The organism is Tardiphaga sp. (genome assembly GCF_025356345.1).
Taxonomy (GTDB): Bacteria; Pseudomonadota; Alphaproteobacteria; order Rhizobiales; family Xanthobacteraceae; genus Tardiphaga.
Map to the genome: position 1 here is coordinate 41,569 of NZ_JANXTC010000151.1, position 12,608 is coordinate 54,176.

General features: G+C 64.2%; 9 protein-coding genes and 1 pseudogene. 4 read left to right on the top strand and 6 right to left on the bottom strand.

The window, feature by feature from the left end; genetic code table 11:
- Positions 1-110 precede the first annotated feature (110 nt).
- From cobT to cobS, 3 genes are all read right to left on the bottom strand, one after another.
- Positions 111-2,012 (bottom strand): cobaltochelatase subunit CobT, encoded by a 1,902-nt coding sequence (gene cobT / locus Q0S16_RS08845; RefSeq protein WP_295847154.1) that lies wholly within the window; start codon positions 2,010-2,012, stop codon positions 111-113.
- Between the two features lie 24 nt (positions 2,013-2,036).
- Positions 2,037-2,546, bottom strand: coding sequence for a DUF29 domain-containing protein (locus Q0S16_RS08850; RefSeq protein WP_295847155.1), 510 nt, complete (start codon positions 2,544-2,546; stop codon positions 2,037-2,039).
- A gap of 174 nt (positions 2,547-2,720) precedes the next feature.
- Positions 2,721-3,728 carry a cobaltochelatase subunit CobS gene (gene cobS / locus Q0S16_RS08855; RefSeq protein WP_295847157.1) on the bottom strand — a complete coding sequence of 336 codons (1,008 nt, stop codon included), beginning with the start codon at positions 3,726-3,728 and terminating at the stop codon, positions 2,721-2,723.
- A 298-nt stretch (positions 3,729-4,026) separates the two neighbouring features.
- Here cobS and Q0S16_RS08860 point away from each other — a divergent pair, with 298 nt between their 5' ends.
- Both Q0S16_RS08860 and Q0S16_RS08865 read left to right on the top strand, forming a co-directional pair.
- The gene (locus tag Q0S16_RS08860; RefSeq protein ID WP_295847159.1) at positions 4,027-4,674 is read left to right on the top strand and encodes a DedA family protein; all 648 of its coding nucleotides are present in this window, start codon (positions 4,027-4,029) and stop codon (positions 4,672-4,674) included.
- A gap of 337 nt (positions 4,675-5,011) precedes the next feature.
- Positions 5,012-5,728 carry a DUF4339 domain-containing protein gene (locus Q0S16_RS08865; protein WP_295847162.1) on the top strand — a complete coding sequence of 239 codons (717 nt, stop codon included), beginning with the start codon at positions 5,012-5,014 and terminating at the stop codon, positions 5,726-5,728.
- A 65-nt stretch (positions 5,729-5,793) separates the two neighbouring features.
- Here Q0S16_RS08865 and Q0S16_RS08870 read toward each other — a convergent pair whose 3' ends face one another.
- Both Q0S16_RS08870 and Q0S16_RS08875 read right to left on the bottom strand, forming a co-directional pair.
- On the bottom strand, positions 5,794-6,306 hold the full coding sequence (locus Q0S16_RS08870; protein WP_295847163.1) for a hypothetical protein: 513 nt from the start codon (positions 6,304-6,306) through the stop codon (positions 5,794-5,796).
- 47 nt (positions 6,307-6,353) lie between these two features.
- Positions 6,354-8,786: a hypothetical protein gene (locus Q0S16_RS08875; RefSeq protein WP_295847164.1), complete on the bottom strand. Its 2,433-nt coding sequence runs from the start codon at positions 8,784-8,786 to the stop codon at positions 6,354-6,356.
- 449 nt (positions 8,787-9,235) lie between these two features.
- On the opposite strand from Q0S16_RS08875, the gene Q0S16_RS08880 reads away from it, so the two are divergent.
- Positions 9,236-10,198 (top strand): acetyl-CoA carboxylase carboxyltransferase subunit alpha, encoded by a 963-nt coding sequence (locus tag Q0S16_RS08880; RefSeq protein ID WP_295847167.1) that lies wholly within the window; start codon positions 9,236-9,238, stop codon positions 10,196-10,198.
- Between the two features lie 169 nt (positions 10,199-10,367).
- Here the strand turns inward: Q0S16_RS08880 and Q0S16_RS08885 are convergent, their stop codons facing one another.
- Positions 10,368-11,315, bottom strand: coding sequence for a peptidylprolyl isomerase (locus Q0S16_RS08885; RefSeq protein WP_295847168.1), 948 nt, complete (start codon positions 11,313-11,315; stop codon positions 10,368-10,370).
- Positions 11,316-11,684: 369 nt separating this feature from the next.
- Between Q0S16_RS08885 and Q0S16_RS08890 the strand changes: the two are divergent.
- Positions 11,685-12,608 (top strand): annotated as a pseudogene (locus Q0S16_RS08890) (preprotein translocase subunit SecA); the annotation flags it as partial.

Consider the following 12,608-nt stretch of genomic DNA (forward strand, 5'->3'; position numbering starts at 1 on the left):
TGTAGAATGGGTAGAGCGCAGCGAAACCCATCACAGCGACGAGACAATGATGGGTTTCGATGTCGATCGCGCCGACGCGCGATCGACATCTCGACCCATCCTACGAAGGACTAATGCGTCTTCCGCCTGCGGCGACCGGTCGGCGCGGCGCCCGAGGTCTCGGAGAACAATTCCGCGAGCTTCTCGGTAATCGCGCCGCCGAGTTCCTCGGCGTCGACGATGGTCACGGCGCGGCGATAGTAGCGCGTCACGTCATGGCCGATGCCGATCGCGATCAGCTCGACCGGCGAGCGGGTCTCGATCTCCTCGATGATGTGGCGCAGATGGCGCTCCAGATAATTGCCGGGATTGACCGACAGCGTGGAGTCATCGACCGGCGCACCGTCGGAAATCATCATCAGGATCTTGCGCTGCTCGGAACGGCCGAGCAGGCGCTTGTGCGCCCAGTCCAGCGCCTCGCCGTCGATGTTCTCCTTCAACAGCCCCTCGCGCATCATCAGCCCGAGATTCTTTCGCGCCCGGCGCCATGGGGCGTCGGCGGATTTGTAGATGATGTGGCGCAGATCGTTGAGGCGGCCCGGGTTGGCCGGCTTGCCGGCGGCGAGCCACGCCTCGCGCGATTGCCCGCCCTTCCAGGCCCGGGTGGTGAAGCCGAGAATTTCCACCTTGACGCCGCAGCGCTCCAGCGTCCGCGCCAGAATGTCGGCGCAGGTCGCCGCCACCGTGATCGGGCGACCGCGCATCGAGCCGGAATTGTCCAGCAGCAACGTCACCACCGTGTCGCGGAAGGTGGCTTCCTTCTCGTGCATGAAGGACAGCGGGTGGTGCGGGTCGGTGACGACGCGCGACAGCCGCGCCGGATCCAGAATGCCTTCCTCGAGATCGAACTCCCAGGCGCGGTTCTGCTGCGCCATCAGCTTGCGCTGCAAGCGGTTGGCCAGCCGCGCCACGATGCCCTGCAGATGCGCGAGCTGCTTGTCGAGATAGCTGCGCAGCCGTTCCAGCTCGTCGTGGTCGCAGAGGTCCTCGGCGGCGATCACCTCGTCGAATTTCGGCGCGAAGGCGTGATATTCCGGACCGCGCAGCTCGTTGGCGCCGCGCGAATTCGGCCGTGTCGCCTCGCCCGGGCTTTCATCGTCGCCCATCTCGCCGTCGTCGAACGTGTCGGCGGTGGAGGCCTGCGCGGATTCCATCGACTGGTCGGACATCTCGTCCGAGGTCTGCTGCGCCTGGTCGGCGCTCATCTCCTGGGCGGCATCGCTTTCCGGCGAGCCTTCGGCGCCGGCCTGGTCATTCTCACCCTGGCGCTCATCATCCTGATCGTTCTCGTCGTCCTCGGAATCGGCGCTGCGCTCATCGCCCAATTCCAGCGCCGACAGCAAATCATGCACGGCGTCGCCAAACTTGGCCTGATTCTCGGTGAGGCCGTCGAGCTTGTCGAGGCGGTGGCCGATCTTGTCCTCGAGGATCGGGCGCCACAGGTCGACCATCTTCTTCGCCGCGTTGGGCGGCGCGAGGCCGGTGAGACGCTCGCGCACCAGCATCGCCAGCGCATCGGCCAGCGGCGCGTCGGCGCGGTCGGTGATTTCGTCGAATTTCCCACGATGGAAATGGTCGTCGAGCATGGCGCTGAGATTCTTCGCCACGCCGGCCATGCGGCGCGAACCGATCGCCTCGACTCGGGCCTGCTCGACCGCCTCAAAGACACCACGCGCTTGCGGATTGCCGGGCATCAGCTTGCGATGCACTTTCGGGTCATGACAGGCGAGCTTCAGCGCGATGGAGTCGGCATGGCCGCGCACGATCGCGGCGTCGCGCTTGCTCATTTTTCGCGCGGGTTCGGGCAGCCGCGCCTTGCCGGGCGACAGGCCGGGCCGCTCGGCGGCGAAGGTGACCTCCAGCTCCGGCGATCGGGCGATGGCGCGCAGGCACGACGTCACCGCCCGCTTGAACGGCTCGGTCGGGGCTTCCTTGGCACCGGTGCGGAACTTGTTGGTGGTGGTTGTGGTCATGAGATCGCGCGACGCTCCAACATGTTAATCTTCATCCGGCGATCGCTGATCATCTAACTCTACGAAGCGGGTGGTGATCGCAGGCCAATCATAAGGGCAGTTCATTGGGAATAACTTATTGGCAAGCCCCGTTTCAAACGCGGCTTCTCGTCTTGCGTCATCATAGGCTTCTCGGGTGGCTTCGGGTACGCGCGGCTTCAGGCTTGGGTTTTGATGGAGTACGCGCGTCGCGCGCCGGCGCTGTACCTCGATGGAGCGGACCCAGCTTCGCGAGCGATGCGTCGGTTGGTAATCCCATTTTAGAAGATGGAGCATCAGAACGCGCAGTGCACTTTCCAACTCCCTGTACTCAGTGCGCCCCACGTCGGACAACTCCTCAGCGACATTTTTCGCGTCGATTTCGGTGAGCCTGCCGGCTCTCAGCAGCGCGACCTGCTGCTCGACCCAGCCATAGAAATCGTCGGCATATCGGATTGATCCCACCGGACCTTCGTCCGGCGTAGACGGCACTTTTGACTTTGTCGTCGTGCTCATCGCGCCTCTCCTTCTTCCCGCTCCCCTTGTGGGAGAGGATGGATCGACCGCGAAGCGGTCAAGACGGGTAAGGGGTCCGCGGGCTCTGAGCTTGGCGACTACCCCTCATCCGCCTACGCTTCGCGGAGGCACCTTCTCCCAAAGGGGAGAAGGGAAGTAAGAAACCAGTTCGCCTCAGCTCAGCGCGACATTCACCGAACTCTCCGGCAACTCCGCATTGAAGCAGCGCTGGTAGAATTCCGCCACCAGCGGGCGCTCCAGTTCGTCGCACTTGTTCAGGAACGTGACGCGGAAGGCGAAGCCGATGTCCGAGAAAATGTCGGCATTCTCGGCCCAGGTGATCACCGTGCGCGGGCTCATCACCGTCGACAGGTCGCCATTGGCAAAGGCATTGCGCGTGAGGTCGGCCAGACGGACCATCTTGTTGACGATGTCGCGGCCTTCCGGGGTGCGGTAATGCTTGGCCTTGGCCAGTACGATCTCGACTTCCTCGTCATGCGCCAGATAGTTCAGCGTGGTGACGATCGACCAGCGGTCCATCTGGCCCTGGTTGATCTGCTGGGTGCCGTGATAGAGGCCCGAGGTGTCGCCGAGGCCGATGGTGTTGGCGGTCGAGAACAGCCGGAACGACGGATGCGGCTTGATCACCTTGTTCTGGTCGAGCAGCGTCAGGCGGCCGGCGACTTCCAGCACGCGCTGGATCACGAACATCACGTCCGGACGGCCGGCGTCATATTCGTCGAACACCAGGGCGATGTTGTTCTGCAGCGCCCACGGCAGAATGCCGTCGCGGAATTCCGTGACCTGCTTGCCGTCGCGAACCACGATCGAATCCTTGCCGACCAGGTCGATGCGGCTGATATGGCTGTCGAGATTGACGCGCACGCAGGGCCAGTTCAGCCGCGCCGCCACCTGCTCGATATGGGTCGATTTGCCGGTACCGTGAAAGCCGGTCACCATCACGCGGCGGTTGCGCGAGAAGCCGGCAAGAATGGCCAGCGTGGTGTTGCGGTCGAAACGGTAGTCGGAATCGATGTCCGGAACGTGCGGGTCGCCGTTCGAGAAAGCAGGCACTTCAAGGTCCGAGTCGATCCCGAACACCTGACGAACCGACACTTTCATGTCGGGAATGCCGCTCGGCGATCCGGAGATTTCTTGCGCTTTGGTCATGGCGGCGGTCATCAATCCTCCGTGGTCCCGGTTAAGCCGAAACCAGTCTCAAAATGGCTGCGGGTGGGGTGCTGAATGGAACGTAGCAGACCAATGCAGCCGCACAAAGCCCGCGCAGCAATCAAAGTTCCGCAACACGATCATTGAGATAGGGTGTCAACGCGATTTTGGAAGGCTGCCCTGCGCATCGGCGAGGGCGGAAAGACACAAAATGTGTCGCGGGTGCGAGGGATCCAGGCCCCCGACTTGCGATTTCATCCCTATATGGTCGTGATTGACCCAAGGGCGCGGGCGCCGGATCGGATTTTTGGTGAGTTCCTGGATTGAATCGCTGACGCATTTCGTCGCCGCCCATGCTTGGCTCGGCTACCTCACGCTGTTTCTGGCGGCGTTGCTGGAGGCGGTGCCGGTGGTCGGCTCGGTGATCCCCGGCTCGACCATCATTCTGGCGCTGAGCGCGCTGGTGCCGTCGGGCGAGCTCGATCTGGCCTGGGTACTGCTGTCGGCCGCCGTCGGCGCCGTGCTCGGCGATGGCACCGCGTTCTGGGTCGGCCATGTGCAGCAGCGCCGCATCCTGGAAATCTGGCCGCTGTCGAAATATCCCCGCGTCGTCGCGCAGAGCGAGGCGTTTTTTCACCGCTACGGCACGCTGGCGGTGTTTTTCGGCCGCTTCGTGCCGCCGATCCGCGCCTTCGTCCCGGTCACCGCCGGGGCGCTCGGCATGAAGCCGTTGAAATTCTATACGGTGAACATCCTCGCGGTGTTCCTGTGGGCGCCGGCCCATGTGCTGCCCGGCGTGCTGGCGGTGTCGGCGCTGCACCAATATAGCGGCACGCCGCACCATTCCGGCTATGGCAAGCATATCTGGATTCCGGCGGTGATCCTCGTCGCCGCCCTCGCCGGACTGGCGACCTGGTGGTGGCACCGGCGGAAGCGGCTGGCGGCGCAGGCCGCGTAGCCCGGATCAGCCCTTGCGACATCCGGGGCCCAACGGACATGTCAAACACCCCGCGCCGGACCGCGATATCCGTGCTGACGCACGGGATATCTTGTGCGGGCTACTACCCTTGATGCCCGTACCTGCTCACTCAACGCGGACATAAATACTGATCGCAACGACCGCCCGCTCAACCCCGATAGATCAACGTAACCAGAACGTTAATATTGCTTGCCTGATCACGTCAGCGCATCTTAACAGTGAAGCTCAAGAACAGCGCCCGGAGTTTCGACGCGGGCCTCAGCCGACCCGGCCCGCGTGACTATCGGCGGATGCCGGGCCTCCGCCGCTTTGCGAGTTGTTCGACAACCTGGCAGCTTCAATGATCGACGCATGGTACTTCGCAGGCAATGGCAGGACCGTGGGACCGCTCAGGCTCGCGGAACTGAAGACGCTGCTGTACCCGATCGCGAACTGGGAAAAACTGATGGTGTGGCGCACCGGCTTCAGCAAGTGGCAGACTGCGGGAAGCGTCTGGGAAATTCTCGAACTTTACGAGACACCGTCATCAGACCCGACCGTCGCGAACTCCGACATTGAGAATGATCCGCATCGCGCCCTCAAGAGCTCGATGCCGCTCAAGCTTCTGCTTGGCGCTTTCCTGCTTGTCACAGCCGCCGCCGTCGGAGCGCTGGGACTGGCGCTGGTTCAGAGCGTGCCGATCCTCCCGCCCCCGACGTCGACGACAGCCGTGCCCAGCATTGAAAGCGGGATTTCATCCGCGCTGGACAAGATCCGGACCGGGCTGCCGAAACGAATAGATGCGACGACGATCCTGACCGGTGTCCGAAGCAATAAAACCGAAATGATTTTCGAAAATCTGATCACGACGGATATTGCCAAATTTGACGACACCACCAAGGACCAGTTGCGGCTGTCCGTGATCAAGAATGTCTGCGGCAATGTCGAGACGCGGCGCATCCTGGATGTTGGCGGCTCGTTCCACTACACTTACGCCGACATGCAAACCCGGCCGGTGTTCGCGATTGATGTGTTCAAACGTAGCTGCCCGTAAGGCGGCTACCCCCGGGATGAAAATCGCGGAAGCCGCGCGGCGGACCGAAGCAGCGCCGCGAAACGCTAGGGCTGGACGGCCATCCACACCGAGATTTCAATCAGGCGCCAGACGGCGGCCACCGGCGCGAAGACCAGACTGAAATGCACCTGCAAGGGTTGTGTCGGGTAAAATCCCGTCATGCGCAACAAGCCCTTGTCGTCGATCAAGGCGGCCGCGACGAATTTCGGCTGGTAGAGGACAATCGGACTGAGGTTGATGCCGTTCGTCCGCATGTTTGCAAAAGTCGTTGAGAGTTGTCTGGCTGAATTGAGTTTTTGGAAACCCGGCGCCGCCAGATCGCGAAACACCGAATAGTTGCCGGTCAGATTGGCGTGGTTGAGCGCTATCAGCGAGTTATGCGCCAGAATGGCGGCGCCTTCGTCATTCGGCGCCAGTAATCGCGGCGCGGCCGCGGTGTTCGACTTGACCTCGAGCAATTCCCTTTTTGTGTCGGCGTTAGCGCCGCTGCCGGGCGCCCCCACGGCAAGCACGGCCAGGGCCATGCAGACAAGCCATGTCCGCGTTTCCGCCACCACGACGCGACGCCCGCGCCGCGTCGCGCCGAAACGCCCCGGCGGTACCTCTACCAACTATATTGCGCGCTGACGCGACCACCCGTCATGCTCTTGCCGTAGCCTGACACGTCGGCCTGCGCCCAGCCGCCGGCACCCGACATGGTGAGCCGGTCTCCCGAAGACAGGATACCGCGGGCGAGCACGCCGGCCGCGCTGAAGCCGTAGCCGTACACGCCGCCGAACGCGCTGGCGTTCATTTTCATGCCGAATTTTTCCGAGCCGTTCAAAGTGGGATCCGACAGCGCCATGCCGATCGCGACGCCAGCCTTGATGCTGGCGACCTGCCGGTAGAGGGCGCCATTGTCGGATGCCAGATTGCCGGAATTGTCCGAAGTCACGACGCCGAGCAGGCCCTGTTGCCGGGACCGGCTGAAATCGGTGTTCATGCCGGGCGCGGTATAGCTTTGGTTCGAGGTGCCAAAGGTCATCTGGTTATTGGCCGAAGCCGTCGCACCGGCGCCCAGCGCGGTCGAGTTTTCATAGGCGGCGGCGACTGTGGCGCCGTTGCCGATCGCGGTGGCATTGGTTGCCGCGGCGGTGGCGTTCTGGCCGAAGGCCGACGAACCCAGCCCGGACGCGGTCGACCGCGTGCCGACCGCGATCGCATTGCTCGCGGTCGCATTGGCGCTCTGACCGAGCGCGATCGAACCAGCCATGAGCGCGCTGGAGCCTTGACCCTGGGCGATCGCGGCATCTCCCCGCGCGGTGCTATTGTCGCCGAGCGCCACCGCGCCCAAACCGGACGCGGCGTTCAGGTTGCCGCTCGTGACGGCTCCCTGACCCACGGCCACATTAAGATTGCCGGTCGCCACAGCCCCCTGACCCGTCGCAGTATTGTCGGCACCGACCGCCACCGCCCCGGTGCCCGTGGCCAGATTGGGGTCACCGATCGCGACCGCGCCATTGCCGGACGCCACGTTCAAATGGCCGATCGAGACCGCGCCAATGCCATTGATGACGCTGGAGGTGCCGCCGGCGAACGAACCTTCACCCGCCGCCGCCGCCACCATCGCGCCGAACCCGATCGCGACCGTGCTGCCGGCGAGCGCTTGCGAGGAACTGCCGACCGCGGTTGCGTTAAGAGCCGACGCGGCCGATCCGGTCCCCAAAGCGATGGCATTGACCGCCTGGGCGCTGGCGCCCTGGCCCTGGGCCATCGCCCCGGCCCCGGTGGCGTTGGAGCCTTGCCCCAGCGCAATCGCGGCCTGCCCCAGCGCGATATTGTTATCGCCGCTCGCAAGTGCGCCGTCGCCGACCGCGCGGTTGGTATTGCCGCTGGCGACCGCGCCGTTGCCGGAGGCCGCGTTCAAATTACCGATCGACAGCGCGCCGGTGCCGGCCACCACCGTGGAGGTGCCGCCGGCGAACGAGCCCGCGCCGGCCGCCGCCGACACCAGCGCGCCGAACCCGATCGCCACCGAGGTGTCGGCGAGTGCCTGTGCCCCGGTGCCGATCGCGGTCGCATTCAGCCCCGTGGCGGTGGCCCCGGTGCCGAAAGCCAGCGAGCCGATCTGGCTCGCCCTTGCATTATTGCCGATGGCGATCGCAGTGACGTCCCCGGTAAAGGCCTGAAATCCGCCGGTGCCGGCACCGGACAGCGCGCCGCCGCCCAAGGTGATGCCGCTCGAATAGGTGGTGAGGCCGGGATCACCGATCGTGATCGCGCCGCCGAAGGCCGAAATACCCTGGGTGGCCGCGAAGGTGCTGGCATCGATATTGCCGGCCACATTCAAGGAGCTGCCGATGCCGACCTTGCCGCTGAATACGGAGTCGCCGGTGACGTCGACGCCGCCCGCCTTCACCGTCACCGTTCCGGTGAATGCGGTATCGCATGAATCAAGCGTGTTGGCGTAGTCGGTAAGATTCTGCGCCTGATGCGCGAACACCGTTCCGGCAACCTGGCTGGCGATGCCGGCGACGCTTGAAGCGGCGCCAACCGCCGCCGCCGCGGTCGCCACCGATCCGGCGGCCGAGTCCAGACTCAGGGCCGTGGCGGCCCCTGCCGCCGTGCCGAGCCCCGGCGCAGCCCCACCCGGTGCAGCGGACCCAGCAGCCGCGGCGACGAGTCCGCCAGCCATGATCCCATAGGATACGCCGGCGGCGGCCTCAGACACCGATTGCGCGGTCAATCCGACGACGCTGGCCGCCGCACCCGTGGCGTTCAGCGCGATGCCGACGTCGTTGGCCGTGAGCGCACTGTTCGTCGCCTGGCTGATGCCGTGGGTATATTGCTGCGAGCAACCGCCGCCGCCAACCGATGGATTTGCAATTGCCGCGCTCGTCACCACCGGGGTGGGCGTCGGCGACATCGGGTTCGGGGCACCGACGTTGGCGCCGGCGGCCCATGCCGATCCGGCCATTGGCAGCGACTGCGCCGCGATCAGAACCATGCTGATGCCGCCAGCCAGCATGCGGCGGCGCGCCAACGCAAGGGTTGCCACTGGTCTACTCCGGATCGTTCGGGTGAAAGGTCGCCCACCGGCTCCGCGTCCGACTATTGTCGGTTCCGGCCTGCCGATCGATGCGAAGGAACTCGCGCCCGTCACGACGACGGGCGTACGGCGGTCTCTCCGTAGAGATCCGGACTTGATGAAATCGCGCGATGGTTTTTGGTTAGTGATTCGACGCCGTCGCAACCTCACCTAGCGCTCCCGATGGTTAACCAAAAGTTAACGCGGAACCGCGCAGACGGTGCCGAGGTGCCGAGGTGCCGCCGCGGCGTCGCGCACCGGAACCCGACGGGAGCAAATCGCACCCCCGGCAGCCAAAAATTAACCTCTTGATTTAACAAACATAATCGCCACGCCGCCGCTTGACTCGGCGGCCCATTTGACTTGAAAAGCGGGCGACGGCAGTTTCGCCGGCCACGCCTCGTCCCCATATCTTTTGAATGTCCGAAAACATGCGCAGCTATATCGACTTCGAAAAGCCGGTCGCCGAACTTGAATCCAAGCTCGACGAGTTGCGCGCGCTCGCCGCCGGCGGCAGCGATATCGGTGACGAGATCGTTCGCATCGAGGACCGCGCGGCGCAGACGCTGAACGAGCTCTATGCCAATCTGACGCCGTGGCAGAAGACCCAGGTGGCGCGCTGGCCGACCCGGCCGCATTGCATGAACTACATCGAGGCGCTGATCACCGAATTCACGCCGCTGGCCGGCGACCGCAAATTCGGCGACGACGAGGCGCTGATCGGTGGCTTCGGCCGGTTTCGCGGCGAGGCGGTCTGCATCCTCGGCCAGGAAAAGGGCAACTCCACCGAAAGCCGGCTGAAGCATAATTTCGGCATGGCGCGGCCGGAAGGCTACCGCAAGGCTGTCCGGCTGATGGAAATGGCCGACCGCTTCGGCATTCCGGTGCTGTCGCTGGTCGACACCGCCGGCGCCTATCCCGGCATCGGCGCCGAGGAACGCGGCCAGGCCGAGGCGATCGCGCGCTCGACCGACACTTGTCTCGGGCTCGGCGTCGCCAACGTCGCCGTAATCATCGGCGAAGGCGGCTCCGGCGGCGCCATCGCGATCGCCACCGCCAACCGCGTCTTGATGCTGGAGCACGCGATCTACAGCGTGATCTCGCCGGAAGCCGCCTCCTCGATCCTGTGGCGCGATTCCGCCAAGGCGCAGGAAGCCGCCACCAACATGAAGATCACCGCGCAGGATTTGCTGCGCTTCGGCGTCATTGATTCAATCCTCAAAGAGCCGGCCGGCGGCGCGCACCGCGACCCGGCTTTGATGATCGCCACCACCGGCGACGCGATCGCCGAGGCCTTCAACGATCTGCGCGGGCTGGACCCCGCGACGATCCGCCAGCAGCGCCGGCAGAAGTTTCTGGATATTGGTCGCAAGATCGGCTGAGACGAAGTCCGTCAGCAAAAAGCCCGCGCTCTGCAAAGAGGGCGGGCTTTTTTTGGATCGTTACTTTCAGCGAAAACGCTCGAACGCCGCTGCGCGGCGCGCCACCCTCTCCCGCCAGCCGCCGCTGCGCGGCGGCCGTGGGAGAAGGGAAGAAAGGAGCTTCGCCTGCTTACTTCTTCGCAGGGGCCATCTTGCTGTCGGCCGGCTTCGGCGTGTCAGCCTTCGGGGCTTCGGCGGGCTTGGCGACTTCCGGGGTCGCGGCGGCTTGGTCCATGCGCTCGACCTTGGCGCCTTCGCGCAGCTTGGTGACGTAGTCGGCCTGCGCCTTGCGCACCACATAGGTCTCGATCTGCGGCTTGACCTGCTCGAAGGCCGGCGCCTGGCGGTTGCGCTTTTCCTCGACCTTGATGACGTGCCAGCCGAATTGCGACTTCACCGGATCCGAGATCTTGCCGGGCTCCATCGCGAAAGCGACCGCGGAGAATTCCGGCACCATCTGGTCCTTGGTGAAGAAACCGAGATCGCCGCCATCGGCCGCGCCCGGATCCTTCGACTTCTTCTTGGCCAGTTCGGCGAAATCGGCGCCCTTCTTCAGTTCGTCCTCGACGGTCTTGGCCTCTGCCTCGGTCTCCACCAGAATATGGCGGGCGTGGACTTCGGCTTCGCCAGTGATCTGCTTGGCGGCGTCGTCATAGACCTTCTTCATGTTGTCGTCGGTGACCGCCGCCTTGCCTTCAACGGCCAGCAGATTGTCCATCAGCAGGCGGTTGCGGGCGAAAGCCAGCTTGGTCTTGAAATCATCGCGGTCGGCGATCTTCTTGTCCTCGGCGGCCTTGGCGACGATCTTCATATCGATCAGGAACGACAGCACATTGTCCTTCTTGGTCGCCGGGTCCATCTGGGCGAGGCTGGCGCCGAGTTCTTCTTCGGCAATCGTGACGTCGCTCTGGCGGATCTCGGAGCCGTTGACCTTGGCGAGAACCGGGTTGGCGGCGCTGCTATCCTGGGCATAGACCGGGAAGCTGGACAGCATCGCCAGGGCGAAGGCGCCGGTGATGCTGGCGAGTGCGAGGCCCGGGCGCTGGCCCGGTTTCTTGTCGGGCATCGGGAACGTCATGGGAAATCCTTGTCTCGGAAGGTGGCCTGTCGGGATCGGCGGGACACTCACTTAAATGACTGCAATTGGCAACGCGAAAACTCTGTCAAAATGATGAAATCCTTGACAGGTTCGCGCCGAAGTGGAGACGTTGACAACCCTCTGTCGCAGCCATATCTGTGCCAAACTAGGCCGGTGGCGAAGGCGCGATTTCGGCTGTGCATGGGCCATCGGAACGCTTTGGCCCCTGAACCCTTGATTACGTCATCCCCGCGCCATTTTCGTGGCCTCCCCCTTTCGGGGCCCCGGGGAGGCGTGTCGATACCGACATGCGTCTCCATCGGACCACCCCACGGCAGCAAAGCCGAACGGCAAAGACAGGATTTCGTTATGATCGGCGCGCTCGCCCGCAAGTTCTTCGGCTCCGCCAATGACCGCCGCATCAAGGCCTACAACACCCGCGTCGAGGCCATCAACGCACTGGAGCCCGAGATCGCGGCGCTCTCCGACGAGGCCCTGAAGGCGCGCACCGCCGAGTTCAAGGCGCAGATCGCCGCCGGCAAGACGCTGGACGAGTTGCTGGTCCCCGCCTTTGCCACCGTCCGCGAGGCCGCCAAGCGCACGCTCGGCCAACGCCATTTCGACGTCCAGCTGATCGGCGGCATGGTGCTGCATGAGGGCGACATCGCCGAGATGAAGACCGGCGAAGGCAAGACCCTGGTCGCCACCCTCGCCGTCTACCTCAACGCGCTGGCCGGCAAGGGCGTCCATGTCGTCACCGTGAATGACTATCTCGCCAAGCGCGACTCGGGCTGGATGGGCCAGATCTACGGCTTTCTCGGCCTGACCACCGGCGTGATCGTCCATGGCCTCGACGACGGCGAGCGCCAGGCCGCCTATGCCTGCGACATTACCTACGGCACCAACAACGAATACGGCTTCGATTACCTGCGCGACAATATGAAGTACCGACTCGAGGACATGTGCCAGCGCGGCCATTTCTACGCCATCGTCGACGAGGTCGACTCGATCCTGATCGACGAGGCGCGCACGCCGCTGATCATCTCCGGCCCGCTCGACGACCGCTCGGAATTCTACAACACCATCGACACCTTCCTGCCCAAGCTGGAGAAGAAGACCGACTTCGAGGTCGACGAGAAGCAGCGCACGGTAACGCTGACCGAAGACGGCATGGAGAAGATCGAGACCCTGCTGCGCGACGCCGGCCAGCTCAAGGGCGAGACGCTGTACGACGTCGAGAACGTCTCCGTCGTGCACCACATCAACCAGGCACTGCGCGCCCATTCGCTGTTC

Excerpts from the sequence above, each read along its gene's own strand:
- Q0S16_RS08880 (WP_295847167.1), top strand. The coding sequence starts at position 9,236 with ATGTCCGAAAACATGCGCAGCTATATCGACTTCGAAAAGCCGGTCGCC.
- Q0S16_RS08850 (WP_295847155.1), bottom strand. The coding sequence starts at position 2,546 with ATGAGCACGACGACAAAGTCAAAAGTGCCGTCTACGCCGGACGAAGGT.
- cobS (WP_295847157.1), bottom strand. The coding sequence starts at position 3,728 with ATGACCGCCGCCATGACCAAAGCGCAAGAAATCTCCGGATCGCCGAGC.
- cobT (WP_295847154.1), bottom strand. The coding sequence starts at position 2,012 with ATGACCACAACCACCACCAACAAGTTCCGCACCGGTGCCAAGGAAGCC.
- Q0S16_RS08885 (WP_295847168.1), bottom strand. The coding sequence starts at position 11,315 with ATGACGTTCCCGATGCCCGACAAGAAACCGGGCCAGCGCCCGGGCCTC.